Below are 19,919 nucleotides of genomic sequence, written 5' to 3'. Positions count from 1 at the left end.
TCGTCTGCTTCGTTATAAAAAAGCAATTTCCCAAATTGAAAGAACAGATGTCGAAAGCATATCGATAACAGACGAAACAAGGGGTGTGTCTCATCTATCCACAGGTGAGCAGGCGGAGTGCTTCGGAGTCTGACCCGTAGTGGGTCATCCCACATACTACCTCACAGAACAGACGAAATGAGGGGTGTGTCTTCACCAACCTTGGTACCAGAGACTCGATGAACAGACGAAATGAGGGGTATGTCCCTAATAGCCTTATTAAAAGAGACGAGATCAAGGCTGCTCAGACGTCGGCACCGGGTCAGTAAGATCAACACATAAGACACCGTGATCAGGCCACCACTCCGCAACGTACTGCGTCGTAGCCGTATGGTGGTAGTTATGATGCTGGAGAAACCGTCGACACGTCACTTCACCGGTGTAGCTAGTATGATCAATCTTGTAGGCGGACGCAATATCCTCCTCTGATGGGTCCACAGTATCGACGGCAACCGGGCGCACGAAAATCAGATCCACAGTCGGATGTGTTCCGAGCCGAACGTACTCTCTACTGGTAAAATGAGGGTGATACACGTCTGTGTTTAACCGGATCTCATCGTCCTGAGAGATGGCAACCGTCTCGCCCGCCGAACCGGTAGGCGTAGTGTGATTGTTCATTGGAAGGAGCAGTACATAGCTCGTTTATTATCAGTACTAGCGATCCGTCTCCGGGTTGTCTTCCGCTTTCGCTTCAACGTCGCTCCGATCATCAAGCCCGTGAATCAACGGCTCCCGGAGCACGTCTTCAGCAGCAATGTTCCAGTGACCAGGGAAGTGTGGCGTCGTGTCGAGCCCAGGCAGGTCTGGGGAGACAAGCCCGCGGGGATAGCGGAACGAGACACCGGGATAGCACGGATCCATACCAAACTTCGTTGAGGTCCGCTCACGCTTGTGGTAGTCTTTTAAATACTTTCCGTAGATATTTTTCCCCGGATGGTCGTGGGTGCTGAGCCGTCCGATCCAGTCGCAGATAAACGGCCGGCAGTCCCGCTCGAGGATCGCGTCGTCGGTTTCGTGTTCGACGAGGAACGTCTCAAACGCCTGTTGATGACTCCGTTCGTTTCGGCTTGAGGCTTGCTCGACATCCCACTCGGCCGTCATCTCTTGCTGGACGAGCTCTCCGGTGTCCGGATCATAACAGTAGAGTGCCTCCACGAATCGGACATAGCTTAGATCAACCGGCCGATGGCACTGACGGACTTTGGTGTGTTCGATGTCTCTCTCATCGTCGTATGTCTGGACGGGCTTGCCGTACTTGTTTTCGACAACCCACTGGCCGTCGTTCTTGTAGTATCGCGGGAGATTGAACTCAAAGGCCTCAAACGGCGCTATTGCGTCCCCGCGAGCGAGTATTTCACCGTCATGAACGAGTAGATATTCCGCGTCCCGGGTCAACCACCACTGAGACTCAGAGACCCCTTCCGGCAACAGCATTGTTTTGCCGTCGACAGTAATCGTCTCCGAGCAGTTGTGAAGCTGTGTTTTCGTTGGATCACGCTGTTTCATCGGAACCATGAGCTTGTCCAGCGCCCACGAGCTGAGCGTGTCGAGTGACTCGGTACGCCCGTCGTCGTCCGTCTGTGGTACCATTACGGTGATTGTTTTATACCCCCAGACTGCCTGCCGGATGAGATTCGTATAGAAGCTTCCCGGCTTCGACCGTGTTCGGTACTCGACTTCGACGGCGAAGATTTCGCCATCGTCACGCCGGATCCAGATATCTGGACGCGATCCCGTGTCTTGGGTGACGATTTCCACGTCGTACCCGTTGTTGTCGAAGGCGACAGCGACGCGTTTAATCCGCTCCCAGTGTTCATCAGTGCCGTCGTTGGCCGTCGTCCGGTCAGGATCGAATTCGCCGTCTTCGATCGGCTCTGTAACGCCAATTGTGACCTCATCCGGGAGCAGTTTCTCGGGGTCAACACCGACAGCATCAATATCAAGCCCCGTCGCCTGTGGGGCTTTCTGCCAGGGATCAACGCCCGGATTGACCGTGCCCAGCCCGACGTAGTGTTCAAGATCGATCTTTCGAGCAAGAAGACTCGTCCACGCACAGCGATCCTCAAGGATATCAGACGCTCCGTACTGCGCCCGCCGCATCTGTGTGAACTCTCTTTTCCCGGTGATACGGTCTTGTCCCGAACTAAAATCCGGAAGCTCAGTCTCTCGACTGGGCACCACCGACCCATCGTACAGCGAGACATTGTACCCGTCGTCAATGACGGCGAGACTCGACGAGACCCCAAGGTCCGCAAACGAATCCGCAGGATCACATTTTCGACCGTACCGAAGACAGTCGGCGTACTCACTTTCAGTGCTGATCTTATATGCTGGATTAAACAGGAAGACCCGGACCGTGACCTGATATTCGTAGCTTTCGGGGAGCCCGCTGGACCGACGGTACAGCGCGTAATAGAGGAACGGTTCGCCGGCGAGGTCCTCGAAGAGGGCGTTCGCGTCCGCCCCGGACACGCTCCCACGACGCGCAGGCTTCAGATTTTCCTCCTCCATCACGAGTCGCGTTCCAAGCGCCGGCGACGGTCCGAACAGTTCCAAAGGCAGTGCCCCGATACGGATATCGAGTGACTCCGGGAGTTCGCTGGTCAGTTTCTGATACGTTGTATGGAGCGGTTCCGGGAGCGCATCAGCGCTCTCTGGCTGGTTTGTAACTGTTACTTGGGTCGTTGACTCTCGAGATGGGGTATCTGCCCGAAACGCGTACATCATCCCATCGGTGACGGCCCAGGCGAACTGTTCGGCTTGGTCGATTGTAACCTCTCTGTCATCGAACAGATCGGAAATCGCCGTCGCACCCCGTTCCGGCCCAGTCTCGAACGTCTCGGCCATTGAGGCGTCAACTTTCACGAATACAACATTTGTCCGGTCTTTGTCGGAGCCTTCAGTGAGTGTTGGTTGAACGCCGATACTGTGGTGATAGTCGGACGAGTCGTGCTCTGAGTCCGACTCAGCCGACGCTGATTCGCTTTCCTCGTTTAGTGTCGATTGGGTTGTTGCCATAGGTGAATTCTGAATACTGTGATCTCGTTTTGCGGTGTCTTCGCGTCCGAAAGAGCCGACCGTCGGCAGCGTTACTCGCCTACTGTCGACGGGGGGACAGCCCACGCGCGTCCACAGATCTGGCGGTGGGACCCGCCAGCCTCAAGCACGCGTTTGACTGTAATGTTCGGTTCAGTACTCAGTACGGAATCGAGCTGATTCTTATACGATGGAGGGCAGCCTTCTGCCTCAAGATGGCGCGTAACCACGGTATAAAACTCCTCGTAGCCGATTCCCGCGCCCGGCGAGTCGACCGTGTACTGCGTGAGTATCCGGTTGACGAGCGCAGCTATCTCCTGATTCGCTTCGGTGTCAGCACCGTCGCCGCGTTCGGACGGCCCCGCGACCGTCGTGACGCCGTCATCAGATCCGTCCGGGAGCGCATACACGGTACTCTCCGTGAGCGGTGCTGTCGGCTCGACGGTAAGCGGCTGTTTCACCGGCGTCCATGTCGTTGTCTCCGAGGCCGCCTGGTAGTCTGTCGTCGGTGTCACGGCGGGTCGATCCGTTGGACTCCGCTCCTGTTCGACGTCGGTCCAGCTCCCATGCTTGAGGGTGAGACTCTCATCTTCGAGGACGGCGGTTGCGAGAACGTCCCCAGCAGACCGCAGCTCGTAGCGACGATCGCGGTCCGCGTCGGCGGTAGTCCCGCAGACCCACCACGCTGGCGCAGCAGTTTCGCTCGCGGTGACGACCACCGCGTCGTCGTGTTCGAGTACTGCCGTTCCAGTATGGAACTGAAGACTGTCGCCAGTCGCTTCGGCAGCGGGATCTCGGAGCCAGTGGGTGACGAGAGCACCGAGCCGCTTATTTCGGGCCACGATCACGTGACGAGCATCACGCTGGGTAGCCGCAGACGCCGCGCGAACTGCTCGTTGAGGCGCCTGTGAAGACGTGACAATCGTTACATCCGTCGGTTCGCCGTTAATCCGGCAGCGTAGTTGTACGCCCGGGCGGCCGCTCTCACGCGCGTGCGTGACATCGTCGATGGCTGGGGTTTCCAATAACGCCTCCGCCATCATCATCGACATTGGTTGGTGTTTGCTCATCGTTGTCTCGGGGGTCGATCCCCTACGACCACCATCAATAGGGAATGTAAAAATCGCTGTTAGAGTCAGGGGGGTTACTGATACTTATAAATAGCTCACGTAGGCAGCCACCAATCTCTGTAGAAAACACCGAGAACTTGCGGATGTCTCGTTTTGTTGTAGCGGTTTGGTCGTCGCGGTGTGAGTTTGTTGTAGCGGTTTGATCGTTGTAGTGTCGGGAGGTCATCGGTGAGGTTTCGTTGTAGTGTCGGGGGGTCATCGGTGAGGTTTCGTTGTAGTGTCGGGGGGTCGTCGGTGAGGTTTCGTTGTAGTGTCGGAGGGCCATTGGTGAAGTTTCGTTGTAGTGTCGGGGAGTCATCAGTGAGGTTTCGTTGGAGTGTCGGAGGGCCATTGGTGAAGTTTCGTTGGAGTGTCGGGGGGTCATCAGTGAGGTTTCGTTGGAGTGTCGGGGAGTCGTCGGTGAGGTTTTGTTGAGGCGTCGTTGGGGGAGTGTGGTGTCTCACTTGGACTGGAGAACGCACTGCGCATGGTTTCGAAACGTGCGGGGTACTTGCGGTGGACTACTCGTGGTGTTCGCTGGACGATCTTCTGATACGGAGTCGTGAATTCATCGACGTTGTTCTCGGGCCCAAGCGCGTCCGTCGCTGATCCTCAGAGTGGCTGGAACCGGATGCTGGCAGCAGCCGTTCGGATCGCTTGCGTGTGTGTCGCGTTCTTTCTCCGTGCTGGTTGGGTGTTTCAAGATGCGATAGTCGCTGCGATTCGTTGAGAGAGTGCGTTGACAGTCGCCTGTTCGTACGGACGCACTGGGCTGTCCGTGAGTTACCTTTGGAGCTGTCCAGACCGATCGTTCAGGTGGGCTCGCTCCTGGCTTGCTCTTGGATCGCGTCTGGCCGCAGTATGGGACTGGTCATGTCTCCGCGTGGGCTCTCGTTGTGCGCTGTTGTCTGTGAGGGTAGTGTCCGAACGGTCCAGCGTTAGTCTGTGAGCGATTCAAACTGTGGTCTCTGGTAGTTGGGGAGCCTCCGGTGCGTGCTGCTAGCGTGGTGACGTGAGCTGTACTGGACTCGTCAATAGCGAACGCGTGATCTCTGTCAGGTTGCTGCTAGTGTGCCGGGAGTTTGCGTCGAGAGTACGGGAGGTCTGCGTGAAGATCGCTGGAGGATCGTTGGAGGATCGACGAAGAATTGTTGGAGGATCGCTGGAGGATCGTTGGAGGATGGACGGAGAATCGTTGGAGGATCGACGGAGGATTGACCGAGGATGGACGGAGAATCGTTGGAGGATCGACGGAGGATTGACCGAGGATGGACGGAGAATCGTTGGAGGATCGCCGGAGGATCGACAGAGGATCGCCGGAGGATCGACAGAGGATCGCCGGAGGATCGATGAAGAATCCGTTGAGGATCGCTGGGATATTGGGAGAGCAGTCGTGGGAATGGATTGGTTCGACGACGCCGATGAGTTCGGATCGATACTGGTTGCCAGGATGCTCTCGATACCAATACAACGCATACTGAAACAGCTGCGCCCGATTCTTGACCTGAGACCTCGTCGACAACAGCCTGTGATACGACCCAGCCCCCGGACTGAGACACCACCGATCCCAGCTGGACGGCACGCTGGAGGGCACCGACTGAGCTGTAAGGATGGAACCACCAAAATCGCATGACGAGAGCAACTTCAGGGCACCAAACACCGACTGATATAATACTAATATGAACCCATCACTGCGGGGTGACCAAGAGCCGACGGCAGCCATCTCAGGAGGGACCCAAGACAGCAACCAACCCAACCGCTCGCAACACACTCCAAGCCACGTCGGTGCCAACCCACCAACTAAATTCGAGTTGGGTACGCTCTGTTGTAGCAGCCCCAACAGATCCCGACTACTGAATCGCTGTCAGTAGCCAACTCCAGTCGAAACGATCCCCGAAGCAAGAATCGGTAATACGGTCGCAGTCGATCGACGACGCACCAACCGGGCCGGGATGTGTCCCGGGCCAACCAGCCCAGCCGCGACGACGCACTGTCGACCGTCAGTTGCGATGTCCCGGGTCAACGCTAATCGAGTCGCGATCGGAACCCCCACGATGACGAATCACGCCTGCCACGACAGCCAGCACTGATCCCAGACTGAGAGCACTCCCGCCGAAACGCACCCCACCACTCGACGCCGAATCAACTCCACCGCCGAACCGATCACCCTCTCCACAAACCGATCCCAACAGCGAGTCGGAAAATTGGAATCGGATCTCCGGATCTTGTATGCCACTACATGACACACCCAACGAGGTGTAACTGACCCACCCGACTCGTCGCCGGAGTGGTCGCGAAGAACTCTCGACCCAAGGGTTTGTGACTCCGCCTCATGGTTCAGCAGCTGACTGCGACTGATACACCGACGAGTCACAGTGGAACCCGATCCAAAATCGATCTGCGAAACTGACCAGCAATGGAAATCCCTACCCAAACGGATCGCGGTTCGAGTCGTTACGTGACTACTCGCTGCTTGGGTGGAATCGATTCGGATCGGCCCGCCCCGATCGTGAGAGAAGATACCGTCCGATTGGCTCTCGCGTCAGCATCGCAGATCGAAGCGTCCCCGTCGCAGATCAACGCGGCCGTGAGTAAGACACCGTACCAGTACTGGACACCAATCTCTGTTGGCGGACATACCGGTGGTGGATCCACCACCCAATGCGAACCAGTAACAGGATCTGTAAGTACCCTCCCAATGTCGACGCACCAAACGGAGAGTCTGATAGATCAGTACAAGTATATCAGAATAATTATATTCCAATCGATTGAAGTGGATTTGAAAGAAAACTATTGGGAACAACAGACCGTATTCGTGGATCTTGCTGTGCTCCTTCGAACGATCCATCCCAACACTGGAATGAGCCATGAGACGCCTCCAAACGCCGATTACTCCGCGATGGCCCAGCCTGCTTCGGTCCGGCTTGACTGCTCGTTGTAAGGATGTCGACCGGTATTTTCAACTGGGGCTTTGTCATCCCATTCAACCATCTCAAGAATCGCCTGTTGATCGACGCGCTCGCGGGCCGGTGGTTGATACGTTAGCCCGATAGATTCGAGTTTTCGGGGTAGATAGTCGGCCGCGTACTCGACGTCAAACTCGGTTTTGAGGATGGCTTCGACTGTGGCTGTCGAGACTGGTTGTCGCTGGGCAATCTCGTCAAGAAACGCTGTCTCTGCTGCCGGTGATAGTTTTGGTGGTCGTCCGCCGCCATAGTCCGGGAGTAAGCCGTCAACGCCGCCCTCGTTCCACTTTTTCCGCCACCGATACCCCGTTGATGTTGAGCGTCCCTCTCGAGCAATTGCGTCCGACACGGAGTCTCCCTGATACAGATTCTTAATAAATCCGAGTCGCCGAGCGTGTTTGCCGCTCTCGGCCGCTTTCAGCTCCTGATCCAGTGCTGTCTCGGAGAGGTGTCGTTGGACGGATCCTGAGTCGCTCATTACCATCAATATTCCCAGTTGTTTTCTAAAGTATGTTGGTTGAGGACTGTTTCTGTGCCTGACCAGTCTACTGGGTCAGCGTTGGGTTCCAATTGGTCGTCGAAAGGTATTGGCGCTCCGTGCGAGCGCTATAGAGCGGTGGGGCCCTAGCGGTGGCCGCCACCTGTCGGTTCGCCTAAAATGGTCGGGAAACTACTATGCCCCTCTTGGGTCCCTCCTGAATCAGTACTCACATTCTCTCGGCAGGGGTGATACGTATGCTTATTAGTATTATATCAGTCGGTCTCTCATGCCCCAAAGTCGCCGCCTTCTTGCGGTTTTCAGCATCATAGCCCCACAGTCATATTGATGCCCCACACCGTGCTTCGCAGCGGTCCGACATGGAGATCGCACCGGCCTACATCAGAGGTGGTCTGTGAGTTCCCGCCGGGGGCGGTCTGTGAGTTCCCGCCGGGGGCGGTCTGTGAGTTTTGTCGACCGCCCCCAGTGAATTTTCGCGCGCTCGGTTTGTGAATGAGGCGCTGAGTGCGATCGAACTAGCATCGACCGGGAACGAGACGCTCGAGTGTTCGTCGATCGACTTGCGAAGGGAAACAGCTAGCTGGTGGACGTAGGTGATCGGAACGTCGTCAAAGACACCGCCGAACCGGTCGACGGTCTGGACCGCCTCGTAGCCGACGATCACGACCAGCCCGTCGGCCCCAGCCTTGACCGCCGTCTCAAAGACGTGCGCGAGCAGGAGGCGCCCCGCAACGTCGACGAGTCCCTTCCGCCGTCAGCTCGCCGAGGCGACTGCCACGCCCGGCAACGGGGATAACCGCGTCCATACGCGAGACTCTACACGCCGGTTACCTAACCCCATCGCCGGGACTACCGGGTCCAGAAGCTACGTTGGCGGGCTTCGATCTCCGAACGCACCGTCGAGAGGACGTCACGCCAGTCGCTCGGGTGTGTCGTACCGTCGCCGAAAATTGGGGCCTCTGGTTCCGGGTGGACGTGGTCACGGGCGGTGTGACAGTCGTTTGCGGCGATAGTCTGAAGTACACAGACTACGAACTAACAAATATGACCGCTGATCACGACGGCGTTCGTTCGGACGGCGGGATCGACGCGCTGGACCCGCCACCGAGAGATGTGATGGATGAAGAGACGCTCAAGCCAGAGACGCTGGCCCGGAACGCTCCGCGACTCGAGACAGTCGTTCAGCTGCTCAACAACCCAGCGCTGGCCCGCGTCTACGTCTACGTCTGTTACTGGGGGCCGGTTGCCCCGCCGGAGATCATGGAGGCACTCGATATCTCGAAATCGACGACCTACGGGTACGTCGATCGGCTGGTCGACCTCGGCCTCGTCGACCGTGATGACTCGACGCGCCCCCAGCAACTGACTGCCGATCCGATCGTCATCGTCGAGCAGTACGCCCCGATCGTCATCACACCAACCGTCCTCCACGCCCTCGCGCTCCAAGAGGTCGACGAGGATGTCGCGTACTTCATCGACCGCTACGGTATCGGGAAGCTCATCGCTGCGCTACGGGGTGCTGGACTCCATTTCGCAGGCAAGACAACCCAGCGGATGGTCGCCGCTGATATCGACGTTCGCGAAACGGAAGCAATGATGATCATCTACGCACTCAAACCGGCACTGGTTGTTGGCCGAGACCACGATCCGTTCTTCGAGTATCTGTTCCCGGATGTGGATGACGACATGGATCTCCCCGACCTTGACGAAATATCTGATGCCCCGACCCGCTCGTCGGATCTCGATAGGTGAGTCGGTCGAATGGACGCCGACACACCATTCTCTGCTGACCAGGACATCCTTGTCGACGCGAATATTATCTACGCAATCGGCAGTCCTTCGAATCCTCAGTATCAGCGCTTCCGGAGTGCAGTGCAAAATGCTGGCGTTGTCTGTGAATCGCCTCGGGGTCAAGCCCCGAGGCTTCCTGTTTCCACGACGCGCTTTGCAGACACCGTAGTGGTGTCCGTAGAGAGCGCAGTCTCCACAGGCGTGTCTTCGGGCCATTCCAGCCCTAGCTCAGAAAAACCACGTTGCAGAATATTCATCGCCGCATTCGCGTCACGGTCACACTCGAACCCACAACTCGGACAGGAATGTTCCCTGACCCAGATTGGCTTCGCAGTCTCAACACCACACGACGCACACTCTTTGGTCGTCCCTTCGGGTTCAACCTGCTTGACGTGACAGCCGTACAGGTCGGCCTTGTATTCGAGGAGCCTAATGAACTGTCGCCACGCCGCATCCTGCTTGTTGCGGGCGTTGTGCGACTGTTCGAGCATCCCCTTCACGTTCAAGTCCTCGACGAACACGGCGTCGTATTCACGGACGAGCCACGTCGTGATCTTGTGCTGGTAGTCCAGCACTTTCCGACGAATGTGACGCTTCACCTTCGCTACTTCCCGACGTTGCTTCTCGTAGTTGTTCGACCCCTTCTCCTTGCGAGACAACTTGTGTTGCTCGCACTGGTGTCGTTCGTACTCGTCTTCAAGATCAAGCCAGTCCACGGTCTTGCCATCCGAAGTGTGGATGTAGTTGAGAATACCGAGGTCGATTCCAACGCTGTTACTCGCGTCAAGTGAGTCCACGTCGGGCTTCTCGGGCAGGCCAGCGTCGTCGGTTTCGAGGCCGAAGGAGACGAACCACTCGCCGGTTGTCTCTTTTTTGATCGTGACTTCTTTGATGTCCGCTTCATTCGGGATGTCGCGGTGATAGCGGATTTTGATGTCACCGATCTTGGAGAGCCAGAGTGTCGCGTGTCGGCCACTCGTGTTTTTGAGTTCGAAGCCGGACTGCGAGTACGTCATACTCTGGGCCTCCCGAGGTGACTTCCACTTGAGTTTCCCAACTTTCCGTCCGTTCTCCTTTTGCTCGGTGAGTCCTCCGAGGTTCTGGTAGAACCGTGTGACTGTTCGTTGCAGAGCCTTCGAGTTGACTTCTGAGAAGATGGGGAACTCGTCTTTCCAGTCGGGGAGTCGGTAGTGGTGTTTGTACGCGGATCCGATGGTGTCGGCGTCCACGTTCTCATACTCGTACAGAGTGTAGTTGTACGCTTGGCGATGAACGTCGATGTGGTATTCCAGTTCAGCCGCTATCGCTTGTGTCGGATATGCAGGGTAGCGGTGACTGTACTCCATCGCTGTCTCTTGATTAGCGATGTGTCCGCTTAATGGTTTGTGTCACAGAGTGTCGGATTCAACCCCGGGATCAAGCCCCGGGGCATTCCCCTTGCATTCCGTAAACTCCCTAGGCGCGTGATCGGTGAACTTGGAGGACCAGAAACGGACCGCGTCCGAACGGCACTCGACGAGGGTTGGGCAACGATCATTGATGCCCCCTCACCGACGGATGGTGATGCTGTCGCCGCGAGTGATATCGCCAAACGAACTATTGCGAACGAAACCGATCAGCCCGAACACGAGGTCGAAAAAACGGATGCGATTCTGGCCGGGTTAGCAATCCAGTGCGTCAGAGACCGTTCAACGGCGGGTGTTATCGTCCTCACAGACGACAAGCCTGCTAAGAAGGGCATCGAGAACGCCGTCCGGGCGCAAGGATACACAGACACGATCGCGGTTCACGGATTGGAAGACATCATCGGTGACGATTCGGGCGACTTGATGCGGCTGATCTAGGTCAGGAGATGGCCGTTGTGCGGAAATCCCTCGGCCACTTAAGAACCCGCGACCACAGCTGCGCGCCTCGTTCCTGCGGTGCTTGGCGCGGTCAGGGGACGATCGAGGCGGCCTCGTCCTAGCTGACCGCGTCCATACGCGAGACGCCACACGCCGATCGCCGAACCCCATCGACGGGACTACCCGGTCCAGAAGCCACGTTGGCGGGCTTCGATCTCCGAAAGCACCGTCGAGAAGACGTCACGCCAGTCGGTCGGGTGTGTCATATCGTCGCCGGGTGTCGGTGCGTCCGGTCCCGGATGGATGTGGTCACGGGCGTTGTGCCCGGACGGATGCCTATCCCACCGATGATTGAACGCCCCCGTCCCGTGCGCTTCGTGATAGTGAAGCGAGAAATCCCCGTTTTCGAACCAGACAATCTCTAGACGGGCACTCCGAACCCGCCCTGGGTATAATCGTTGATCGTACTGACAGACCAGCCGTTCGGGCGCAAAGCCAGGCTGGTCATTGACTTCGGTGAACCGATTGTCCGTCGCGAGACGCTCGCGGATGACTTCTAGCCGGTCGAAATCGATCGGTCCACCAGAAATCGAACCCCCTGTCTCGTCCCCGCGACCGGCAGTCATGCCGCGGATTCGAGATCCGAGGCGTCGCCGGACGTGGGAGTGAGTGCTCGTTCGAGGAGAGACACACGGCGCAGAGCGGTTTCCCATGACGAGAGTTGCTCCCAGACCGCCTCGATGGACTGGTCGGTGTCCGCAGCGTACTGTGTGATCGAGACGCCCGTCGGGGACTCGGCGTCGAATTCAACTGCGAGTGCGTCCGCCCGCTCTGATTCCGACCGCAACAGGTCGAGTAACTCCTCAGTTGTGTACCGGCGTCGAAGCGTTTGGACGCGTCGCCAGTTCAGGTACTCTTGATTCCGTTCGTAGGTAGCTGGCGAATCTGTGACCTTCATGACGATGCCCATCCGTTCGAACCAGTCCAAGTATTCACGTGCGGCGTCGACCCCGTGTCCCGCACGCTCGGCAACTTCACCTGCTGTCGCCGGATCGTTGAGTCCGAGCACGGCATCGAAAAAGTCGTCCCGTGTTCGATCACCACGAACGACCTCCTCCGGCGGGGTCAACGCATCGAAGTTCGGCACCCGTTCGTCGGTGCCGGCTTGAATATCCGAACCCGGATCTTCCATACGGTACTGTGCGGTCCAACACGTAATAAAACTTTCTTGGGCGGATTATCCCGGTTTAAATACAGGCGACACCGGCCAACTCGTCGACCACAGTGTCGATCGACGTCTCGAAAACGTGCGCGAGGAGGGGTCGCTCTCCTCGACGAGTCCCCTCGGTCGGTCCGCTGTCAGCTCGCCGCGTCGACTGCCGCACCCGGCGGCGGGCATGACCGTATCCATAAGCGGACCGGCACTCACGAGCCATCTCAAGTCGTCGGTCTCTCAAATCGAGGGGGACAGGCAACTCGCACAACTCGGAATCGGCGTCACCAAACATGTCCACGAGGGTCGTCCCGGAACGCGGCAGTCGATCCGAGGTGGCAGAGTATTTATCCATGGCTCCGACCTAGAAGGTTATATGTCCGGGCTCGCGGAGGATCTCGACGCCATCGCAGCCGCCGGCGGCTACGACGACACCGACGCCGTGGTCGAGGAGGCCGTCCGTGAGCTGTTGCGTCGGCGTCCGGAGCTTCGATTGTCGCTCGCGGTCGAAAAGTATCGAACCGGCACCGTGAGCCTCAACCGGGCGGCCGAGCTCGCCGGCGTCTCCGCGGAGGCGTTCAAAGCGGAACTCGCGGATCGTGGGATCAACCGCGACGCCGGCTTTCTGGACGACTCCTCTCGGGAGGACCGGCTAGAGACGTTTCGCGAGTAGGCCGGCAGATGGCGCTCGTTGACAGCAACATCTTGAGCAGGCCCTGATCGCATATTCCCAGTTGCAGTAGCCAAGACTACTGTAGTCTCAACTACGATAGTCTAAACTACGTTATCTGTGCGTTTTATATACTGGGGAGCCGACGGTGAGCGCATGCCCACGTTCGTCAACCGAGAACGGGAACTCGACAGGCTCCACGAGTTATATGAAAGTGATTCTGCGGAGTTGAGCGTCGTCTACGGACGTCGACGGATGGGGAAGACAGCACTCGTCGTCAAATCCATCGAAGATCGTGATGACGCGGTGTATCATCAGGCTGCACACGGGACGACAGAGCAGCAACTCGACTCCTTCATCGCTGATGCTGCAACGGTGTTTCCGGGGATCAACCGGATTCGGAAAGACTGGGAGAACGTTCTCACGCATCTTGCCGAACAGGATGCGATCGTGATTCTCGACGAGTTCCCGTATCTCGTCGACGAAAACGACGCGCTCCCCTCTCTCATTCAGCGGCTCTGGGATCACAACGTTGCCGATACGGGCACGACCTTCGTGTTGACTGGCTCGGCGATCGGGATGATACACGAGATCGCGATCGACGGGAGCTCACCACTGTATGGCCGGATCTCGAAACGACCGAACGGGAAACTCGAGATCGGCCCGTTACCGTTCGGTGCCGCGATGACCTTTTTCCCGAACTACGCGCCGGCTGAGCAGGTGATCGCGTACGGTGTCTTCGGAGGGACGCCGGAATACCTCCGGGCTGTAGACGACACGCAGTCACTCAAAGGGAACATTACGGAAACCTTGCTGCTCCGTGATGGTGGCCTCCACGAGGAGCCCGAGGATGTCCTGTACCGGGAATTGGACGAGGTGGATCGGTACTTTGCCGTACTGAAAGCGATGGCGGAGGGGAACCACAAGCGAAACGAGATCATTCAGGCTGCCGGCATCAACGCCAATAGTGCGAGTTACTACCTCTCCCGCCTGCGAGAGCTCCAGATAATCGAGCAGGAGTACCCAGTCACCGTTGATCCTTCCCGGAGTCGGAACAGCCGATATCGGATCCGGGACCAACTGTTCGCGTTCTGGTTCCGGTTCGTCCACGGTCGTTCGTCCCGGTACGAAGTGTTCGGGGCGGATGCGTACGACGAACTCGTCGAACCACACCTCCCGGACTTCGTCAGCTCGTCGTTCGAACGTCTCTGTCAGCGGGCACTCCTCTACGAGTACGGGGATGTGTACACGTTCACGGAATCTCCGGGTCACTGGTGGGACACCGACGGACGCGAGATCGATATCGTGGCCCCGACGAACGGCGACACGTTACTGGTCGGGGAAGCGAAGTTCCAGCAGCAACCGATGGGGTACGATGTTCTCGCACAGCTCGAACAGGAGGTACCCGAGATTGAGTGGGCGCCGACCGACGGCGACGTGAACTACGAGTACGCACTGTTCAGCCGAAGCGGGTTCGCGTCGTCACTGGAGGAAGCAGCCAAGGAGAGAGACGACCTCGGTCTGTTTACTGTTGATGACGTCGTTGAGGTGCTATCCGAGTGATGTTTTCATCTCGAAGGCGTCGCCGAACCGCTCGACGATCTGGGCCGCCTCGTACCACGACCAGCGGGCCGACCCCGGCGTCGACTGCCGTCTCGAAGACGCGCGTGAGGAGGGGTCGGCCCGCCACGTCGACGAGTCCCTTCGGTCGGTCCGCCGTCAGCTCGCCGAGTCGACTCCCTCGGCCTGCGGCGGGGATGACCACGTCCATGTCACGAGACGCCACCGCTGGTCACCTGACTTCATCGACGGGACTATCGCTTCCTGTGACTTCTCATGGCTCGCGGCTCGACGGCCGATCGATTCCGAGCCGCCGGGCGACCGTGATATTCACAAACGGTTTTGTCGCCCGGCACGTAGGAACGCGACATGGTGGAGTCGAATCACGACGGGTCGGCGACCGACGGCGTGGACGTGGCGGCGCTCCGCCGATATCTCGCGACGACAGATGTCCGCTTCGCGGTTCTGTTCGGCTCCCGAGTCCGGGGAGAGACACACGACTCGTCCGACGTCGACGTCGTCCTTCGATTCCCCGAGGAGCTATCCCCGAAAGAACGCTTCCGTCGACGGAACCGTATCGATACGGATCTCCAAGGGTATGCGGACGACTTCGTCGACGTAAGCGACATCGAAGACCTTCCCCTTCCGATCGCACGCGCAGCCCTCCGGGAAGGAGTTCGGCTGGTCGGTGACGAACGAGAGCTCACCGCCTACCGTGAGCAGATAGACGCCGAATACGAGCGAACTGCCGCCGATCGGGAACGGGACCGGCGCGAGTTCATCGATCGGCTTGCGAGAGGAGACATCTAGATGGTGGACGAGGAGGTCGTCGCGACGACGTTCGAGACGTGGACCGCGCTCCAGAAGGTGACAGATCAGACCCGCGCGAACCTAATCGCCGACATTGTCGGCCACCCACAGGGGGCCCCGAGCGTCCGGGAGCTCGAGTACATGAACCCCGCGCTCGGCGAGGACGCGATCCGTCGCCACCTTGGAGTGTTACAAGATGTCGGCGTCGTCGCGGAACTGGTCGTTGAGCCGGGGAATCGGGTGCGCGGGTACCCGTACAAGTTCTACCAGCTCACCCCGCAGGCGCGAGCGCTGTTCGATCGGAATGACCTGTTCCCCGCGGACGCCTGGCAGCGGCAGTACGCTCGCGTGGAGAAGACCGGTGAGATCGCTGAACTCGAAGCGATGCCGCGGCCCGAGTGACTCCTTCTGGAATCGTCTCTCTGAGGAAACTCGGATCGCAGAGTACCGTCCGCTCACCGCTGGGATTCGAACAGCGTCGCGAGTTCTGAGATCCCATACAACGACGCGTCGGAACGATCGTCGACCACGGCCTGTAACTCGTCCGTGAAGCCGCCCCGCGAAAAGAGCGCGTACCGCACCTCTCGGTCGGTTCCTTGCCACCGGACCTCCGATTCGAGCGCCGTGAGTTTGTCAAATACCCCGGGACCCACTGGTTCCGTGGTCCACTTACACTCCCCGAGAAGCAAGGTCTCAGTCTCTCGATTGACTCCAGCAATGTCGATCTCCTCGCCGCCGTACCACCAGCGGCCGACGCGTGAACAAGAGACGGGAAACCCCGGCGTCCGGACCGCCTGCTGGCACACCGTTTCGAAGGTCCGACTCGTGTGCGTTGGGAGCGTCTCGGCGATCGCCGATCGAACCGGTGCCGTCCGCCCCTGTTCAAGCGTTCCCCGATTAGGTGCCACGTACCGAAACCAGAACCGGAGAAAATCGTCCGTCAACCGATACAGTCCCCGGCCATCGGGGTCTGTGACTGGATGCTCCCGCTCGAGGATCGCCAACTGCGTGAGATTCTGGAGATACCGGGAGAGGCTGCTCGCGTCGCGGCCGATCTCGTTGGCGATCTCGGTAACGCGTGTCGCGCCACCGGCGATGGCTTCGAGGATCGCCATATACGTCGCGGGCTCACGGAGCTCTTGGCGTAACAGAAACTCCGGCTCCTCGTACAGGAACTCACCTTTCGAGAGGATGGATTGCTCGATGTTCTCGAGGAGGCTCAGTCCTGGATCGAACTGTTCGAGATACGCGGGAACGCCTCCAAGCACACTATACAGCTGGATCTGCGTCTCCAGATCGTCTTCCGGGAAGAACGCGCGAACGTCCGCGAACGAGAGCGGGGCGAGTTTCCACTGTCCGGTTCGGCGCCCGTACAGCGGGCTCTCGTAGCTCAACACGCCCTCCTCCATCATCGAAATCGATGACCCCAACAACACGAGCGAGACGTCCGTTCCTGCGAGTACGTCGTCGACAACGGTCTGAAACACCGACGGGATCGTGTCGTCCTCGTCGACGAGATACGAGAACTCGTCTAACGCTACCACGCACGGCTCGTCGACGCGCGCCGTGAGATACTGAAACGCCTCGACAAACCCGTCGACATCCGGAGTGATATCGTCCAACGCAGCAGCGCACTGTGCCGCGAATCGCCGAGCGTTGTGCGTTGCGCCCCGCTCGTCACAGAGATAGTAGACTGACGTGTCTTCGAGTGCGTCGAGCGCCGTCGTCACCAGCGTCGTCTTCCCTACCCGCCGTCGCCCGTATACGACGAGGAGCTGTCGCTCGGCTCGTGAGAGATGCGACGTGAGCCATTCGAGTTCAGTTTCTCTGTTTATCATTATGCGTGCGATAATATTATCGTGTTCATAATAGTTGTTCGGGTCCGTTGTGGCGATCGTTCTCCGGGTTTCAGTACAAGAAGGCCGCCCACAGTTTCAGCGCCGGCGTTGTTCGAACTCCTGACGTTCACCACGTTGCTGTTGGCAGCGTCCGGTTCGTATCCGCCATATTGGCTACATACGTGACGTCACGTGTCTGCTGGTCGTCCCTGTCCATCACCGGCGGACCGTCGAGACAGCCGTATCGAGTTGGGAGAGTGTTTTGTCTGTCGGCGTTCAATAACACCCTAGCATGGGCCTGTACGACGACGTGCTGGTCGCAGACGGCGTCAGGTTGCCGAAGTTTCCCGCCGACGCCAGTCCGTCCGATATCGGGTGGCAGACGAAAGAGATCGGTCGGCCAGCCATACAAGCGTACAAGCTGACCGCAGACGGACGACTCCTGCGACGCGAGCGGGAGTTCCGTGAGAAAACGCCTGCGGAAAAGCAGGCGGTGGCCGCCGATCACGGCTTTGAATCATGGGACGAGTACGTCTCATTTTGTGATGACGCCGACCCGGATGACCGCATCCAACGTGGAATCGGTCTTGGAGCGCCGGACTCTCGGACCGTCGACGAGGAGTTCTGGCTCGATCACAATATGCACGGCAGTTTCGAGTTTCACGGGCGGAACGACGACATCGAAGACGGATTTCACTGGTCGTACGAAGCACGGTTCACACGCGGGGAACTCGACGCTATCGTCTTTCTCGGCGAACGAGGCGGCGGTTCCCCCGACGAATACAGGCCCGAGGCGCCCGTCTGCGTCGAGTTTTAACGGCCCGGACGAAAGCGGAATTCAACTACGACTCCCGCACTAACGGTTCGTACCACTCGCGGTTCGCCTGATACCACTCGATGAACTCCCCAACCCCCTCCGCGATCGTCCGTGAGGGCTCGTAGCCGATCACCTCACCAGCCTTCTCGACGGAGGCGTGCGTGTGCTCGGCGTCGGCCTCACGGGCGGACTCGTACTCGATCTCCAGTTCGGGCGCTAACTGGTCTCGCACCGTCTCGGCCAGTTCCTGAATCGAGATGTTGTCCGAACTCCCGATGTTCAACACGTCGCCGTCAGCGGCGTCCGACTCTAACAGCGTCCGATTCGCGTCTACCACGTCGGCTACGTACGTGAAGTCGCGCGTCTGCTGGCCGTCGCCGTAGATCACCGGCGGCTCGCCGTTCACGCATCGCGAGACGAAGTTCGAGATGGCCATGTTGGGTCGCATCCGCGGGCCGTACACCGTAAAGTAGCGCAGACAGACGGTCGGCAACCCGTGGAGCTCTGTGTAGACACGCGCCATATGCTCTTGGGTCAGCTTCGTCACGCCATACGGGCTCACCGGCTCGGTCGGGTGGTCCTCCTCGTAGGGGAGCGACTCCGGTTTCCCGTACACCGACGACGAACTCGCGAGGATCACGCGCTCGACGGCGGCCTCTTTCGCGGCCTCCAACAGCGTCACCGTCCCGCCCACGTTGATGTCGGTCACCTTCCGCGGCTCTGCGACGCTCGTCCGGACGCCCGCCTGGGCCGCCTGGTGGACGACGGTATCGGCGTCGGCGACGACCTCCCGGACCGTCTCCGCGTCGCGCACGTCTCCTTCGCGGAACGTGTACGACCCGTCGTGCTCGCTCGCGACCTCGCGGTGGATGTCGAGGGTGTGCTCTTTGAGCCGCACGTCGTAGAACGGTTCGAGGTTGTCGAGGACAGTCACGTCGTGGCCGTCGCGGAGGAACGCCTCCGCGAGGTGGCCGCCGATGAAGCCGGCCCCGCCGGTGACGAGAATACGCATATCGAGGTGGTCGCTTCCCTGCGTGAAATGTGTCCTGATCCCATCGCGAAGAGGGAATGGGTTGGAGATCACGTCGTCTATTGACTCACGGGATCACTTCCACCCACTTCCAAGCGTCAGCATGGTTGCCGTCGTCGTTCGGCCGTCCGTATCGGATCTCACACGCGTCATCGGGAATTCCGTGCTTCCGTAGGCCGACAACAGGGTGGGCGAGCTGTGGGAGTCGACGGCCCCTGACGGAGGCGGGCGCGCAGCCGGGGCCGCCCACGACACCGGTCACAGTGAGGTCGTGTCCGCCGCTCAGATCCACCCATCTGGTACGACCTCGACTATCGCCGTTCGATCGGCGTACGCGTCGTCGATCCGGCGGATAGCAGTCAGCACGTCGCCAACGGGCGGTTGGTCGACCTGGTCGAAGTAGAGACATCCGCACTGGTCGGATTGTTCGAAGAAGTCGTCATCTGCGGTCAACACCACGTACCCGTTTTCACGAGCGTGCGCCGCGATATCGAGTCCGTCGCACGGGGATCGAGGGCGTCCCGAACGGTCACCGCTCGGAGATCAGCATTTTCGAGGTGGAGCCCCCGACCTCAAGGAGCGAACGGAGTGAGCGAGTAGGTCGGGGAGGAAACCGACATGGGACGACACAACCACCACACCTCGACCGACTGACTCCCGACCATATAAGTACCGTCGGGTACTCTCTGAAACTATG

17 protein-coding genes and 1 pseudogene are annotated in these 19,919 nt (G+C 58.9%); 8 read left to right on the top strand and 10 right to left on the bottom strand.

The annotated features are described in order from the left end of the window. Nucleotides 1–693: 693 nt before the first annotated feature. The 3 genes from Z052_RS12550 to Z052_RS12540 all read right to left on the bottom strand — a co-directional run bounded on the left by Z052_RS12550 (nt 694) and on the right by Z052_RS12540 (nt 7,628). The gene (locus Z052_RS12550) at nt 694–2,886 is read right to left on the bottom strand and encodes a hypothetical protein (RefSeq protein WP_099289080.1); all 2,193 of its coding nucleotides are present in this window, start codon (nt 2,884–2,886) and stop codon (nt 694–696) included. Nucleotides 2,887–3,128: 242 nt separating this feature from the next. Continuing rightward, nucleotides 3,129–3,794 (bottom strand): hypothetical protein, encoded by a 666-nt coding sequence (locus Z052_RS12545; RefSeq protein ID WP_129452324.1) that lies wholly within the window; start codon nt 3,792–3,794, stop codon nt 3,129–3,131. Between the two features lie 3,279 nt (nt 3,795–7,073). Beyond that, complete coding sequence (locus Z052_RS12540; protein WP_158228687.1) at nt 7,074–7,628, bottom strand: helix-turn-helix domain-containing protein; 555 nt, start codon at nt 7,626–7,628, stop codon at nt 7,074–7,076. A gap of 604 nt (nt 7,629–8,232) precedes the next feature. Between Z052_RS12540 and Z052_RS20555 the strand changes: the two genes are divergently transcribed. Both Z052_RS20555 and Z052_RS12530 read left to right on the top strand, forming a co-directional pair. After that, on the top strand, nt 8,233–8,445 hold the full coding sequence (locus Z052_RS20555) for a hypothetical protein (RefSeq protein ID WP_176450632.1): 213 nt from the start codon (nt 8,233–8,235) through the stop codon (nt 8,443–8,445). A gap of 248 nt (nt 8,446–8,693) precedes the next feature. Continuing rightward, nucleotides 8,694–9,401: a helix-turn-helix domain-containing protein gene (locus Z052_RS12530; RefSeq protein ID WP_099289077.1), complete on the top strand. Its 708-nt coding sequence runs from the start codon at nt 8,694–8,696 to the stop codon at nt 9,399–9,401. Nucleotides 9,402–9,559: 158 nt separating this feature from the next. Here Z052_RS12530 and Z052_RS12525 read toward each other — a convergent pair whose 3' ends face one another. Then, nucleotides 9,560–10,786: an RNA-guided endonuclease TnpB family protein gene (locus Z052_RS12525; RefSeq protein WP_099289076.1), complete on the bottom strand. Its 1,227-nt coding sequence runs from the start codon at nt 10,784–10,786 to the stop codon at nt 9,560–9,562. A 102-nt stretch (nt 10,787–10,888) separates the two neighbouring features. On the opposite strand from Z052_RS12525, the pseudogene Z052_RS12520 reads away from it, so the two are divergent. Then, nucleotides 10,889–11,284 (top strand): annotated as a pseudogene (locus Z052_RS12520) (hypothetical protein); the annotation flags it as partial. Nucleotides 11,285–11,463: 179 nt separating this feature from the next. Here the strand turns inward: Z052_RS12520 and Z052_RS21400 are convergent. Continuing rightward, the gene (locus Z052_RS21400) at nt 11,464–11,910 is read right to left on the bottom strand and encodes a hypothetical protein (RefSeq protein ID WP_094519818.1); all 447 of its coding nucleotides are present in this window, start codon (nt 11,908–11,910) and stop codon (nt 11,464–11,466) included. Then, nucleotides 11,907–12,476, bottom strand: coding sequence for a hypothetical protein (locus Z052_RS12510; RefSeq protein WP_099289075.1), 570 nt, complete (start codon nt 12,474–12,476; stop codon nt 11,907–11,909). Before Z052_RS12510 ends, Z052_RS21400 begins: the two co-directional genes overlap by 4 nt. A 397-nt stretch (nt 12,477–12,873) precedes the next feature. Between Z052_RS12510 and Z052_RS12500 the strand changes: the two genes are divergently transcribed. Next, nucleotides 12,874–13,170, top strand: a complete 297-nt coding sequence (locus Z052_RS12500) for a UPF0175 family protein (protein WP_094520510.1) — start codon at nt 12,874–12,876, stop codon at nt 13,168–13,170. Between the two features lie 153 nt (nt 13,171–13,323). Then, nucleotides 13,324–14,730 (top strand): ATP-binding protein, encoded by a 1,407-nt coding sequence (locus tag Z052_RS12495; protein ID WP_099289074.1) that lies wholly within the window; start codon nt 13,324–13,326, stop codon nt 14,728–14,730. Here Z052_RS12495 and Z052_RS12490 read toward each other — a convergent pair. Beyond that, nucleotides 14,693–14,938, bottom strand: a complete 246-nt coding sequence (locus tag Z052_RS12490; RefSeq protein WP_241897937.1) for an NTP transferase domain-containing protein — start codon at nt 14,936–14,938, stop codon at nt 14,693–14,695. The two genes, Z052_RS12495 and Z052_RS12490, sit on opposite strands and share 38 nt — an antisense overlap. Nucleotides 14,939–15,096: 158 nt before the next feature. On the opposite strand from Z052_RS12490, the gene Z052_RS12485 reads away from it, so the two are divergent. Together Z052_RS12485 and Z052_RS12480 are read left to right on the top strand one after the other, a co-directional pair. Then, entirely contained in the window at nt 15,097–15,537 is a 441-nt protein-coding gene (locus Z052_RS12485; protein WP_099289073.1) for a nucleotidyltransferase family protein, read from the top strand. Further along, nucleotides 15,538–15,939 carry a transcriptional regulator gene (locus Z052_RS12480; protein WP_099289072.1) on the top strand — a complete coding sequence of 134 codons (402 nt, stop codon included), beginning with the start codon at nt 15,538–15,540 and terminating at the stop codon, nt 15,937–15,939. 53 nt (nt 15,940–15,992) lie between these two features. On the opposite strand, the gene Z052_RS12475 is transcribed toward Z052_RS12480, so the two are convergent. Then, nucleotides 15,993–17,375 carry an ATP-binding protein gene (locus Z052_RS12475; RefSeq protein WP_099289071.1) on the bottom strand — a complete coding sequence of 461 codons (1,383 nt, stop codon included), beginning with the start codon at nt 17,373–17,375 and terminating at the stop codon, nt 15,993–15,995. A gap of 292 nt (nt 17,376–17,667) precedes the next feature. Between Z052_RS12475 and Z052_RS12470 the strand changes: the two genes are divergently transcribed. Continuing rightward, nucleotides 17,668–18,192, top strand: coding sequence for a hypothetical protein (locus Z052_RS12470; protein ID WP_099289070.1), 525 nt, complete (start codon nt 17,668–17,670; stop codon nt 18,190–18,192). 25 nt (nt 18,193–18,217) lie between these two features. On the opposite strand, the gene Z052_RS12465 is transcribed toward Z052_RS12470, so the two are convergent. Together Z052_RS12465 and Z052_RS12460 are read right to left on the bottom strand one after the other, a co-directional pair. Further along, the gene (locus Z052_RS12465; protein ID WP_099289069.1) at nt 18,218–19,204 is read right to left on the bottom strand and encodes a GDP-mannose 4,6-dehydratase; all 987 of its coding nucleotides are present in this window, start codon (nt 19,202–19,204) and stop codon (nt 18,218–18,220) included. Nucleotides 19,205–19,504: 300 nt separating this feature from the next. Further along, nucleotides 19,505–19,678, bottom strand: coding sequence for a hypothetical protein (locus tag Z052_RS12460; protein WP_241897936.1), 174 nt, complete (start codon nt 19,676–19,678; stop codon nt 19,505–19,507). Nucleotides 19,679–19,919: the final 241 nt, after the last annotated feature.

Source organism: Halorubrum sp. C191, from assembly GCF_002727095.1.
GTDB lineage: Archaea > Halobacteriota > Halobacteria > Halobacteriales > Haloferacaceae > Halorubrum > Halorubrum ezzemoulense.
The sequence above is the reverse complement of the archived record's forward strand: the minus strand, read 5'-3'. Positions and strand labels throughout refer to the sequence as shown.

Bases quoted from the DNA above. Each gene is read 5' to 3' on its own strand.
- Z052_RS12550 (WP_099289080.1), bottom strand. From the start codon at position 2,886: ATGGCCGAGACGTTCGAGACTGGGCCGGAACGGGGTGCGACGGCGATT.
- Z052_RS12540 (WP_158228687.1), bottom strand. From the start codon at position 7,628: ATGAGCGACTCAGGATCCGTCCAACGACACCTCTCCGAGACAGCACTG.
- Z052_RS12530 (WP_099289077.1), top strand. From the start codon at position 8,694: ATGACCGCTGATCACGACGGCGTTCGTTCGGACGGCGGGATCGACGCG.
- Z052_RS12525 (WP_099289076.1), bottom strand. From the start codon at position 10,786: ATGGAGTACAGTCACCGCTACCCTGCATATCCGACACAAGCGATAGCG.
- Z052_RS21400 (WP_094519818.1), bottom strand. From the start codon at position 11,910: ATGACTGCCGGTCGCGGGGACGAGACAGGGGGTTCGATTTCTGGTGGA.
- Z052_RS12510 (WP_099289075.1), bottom strand. From the start codon at position 12,476: ATGGAAGATCCGGGTTCGGATATTCAAGCCGGCACCGACGAACGGGTG.
- Z052_RS12500 (WP_094520510.1), top strand. From the start codon at position 12,874: ATGTCCGGGCTCGCGGAGGATCTCGACGCCATCGCAGCCGCCGGCGGC.
- Z052_RS12495 (WP_099289074.1), top strand. From the start codon at position 13,324: ATGCCCACGTTCGTCAACCGAGAACGGGAACTCGACAGGCTCCACGAG.
- Z052_RS12490 (WP_241897937.1), bottom strand. From the start codon at position 14,938: ATGGACGTGGTCATCCCCGCCGCAGGCCGAGGGAGTCGACTCGGCGAG.
- Z052_RS12485 (WP_099289073.1), top strand. From the start codon at position 15,097: ATGGTGGAGTCGAATCACGACGGGTCGGCGACCGACGGCGTGGACGTG.
- Z052_RS12480 (WP_099289072.1), top strand. From the start codon at position 15,538: ATGGTGGACGAGGAGGTCGTCGCGACGACGTTCGAGACGTGGACCGCG.
- Z052_RS12475 (WP_099289071.1), bottom strand. From the start codon at position 17,375: ATGATAAACAGAGAAACTGAACTCGAATGGCTCACGTCGCATCTCTCA.
- Z052_RS12470 (WP_099289070.1), top strand. From the start codon at position 17,668: ATGGGCCTGTACGACGACGTGCTGGTCGCAGACGGCGTCAGGTTGCCG.
- Z052_RS12465 (WP_099289069.1), bottom strand. From the start codon at position 19,204: ATGCGTATTCTCGTCACCGGCGGGGCCGGCTTCATCGGCGGCCACCTC.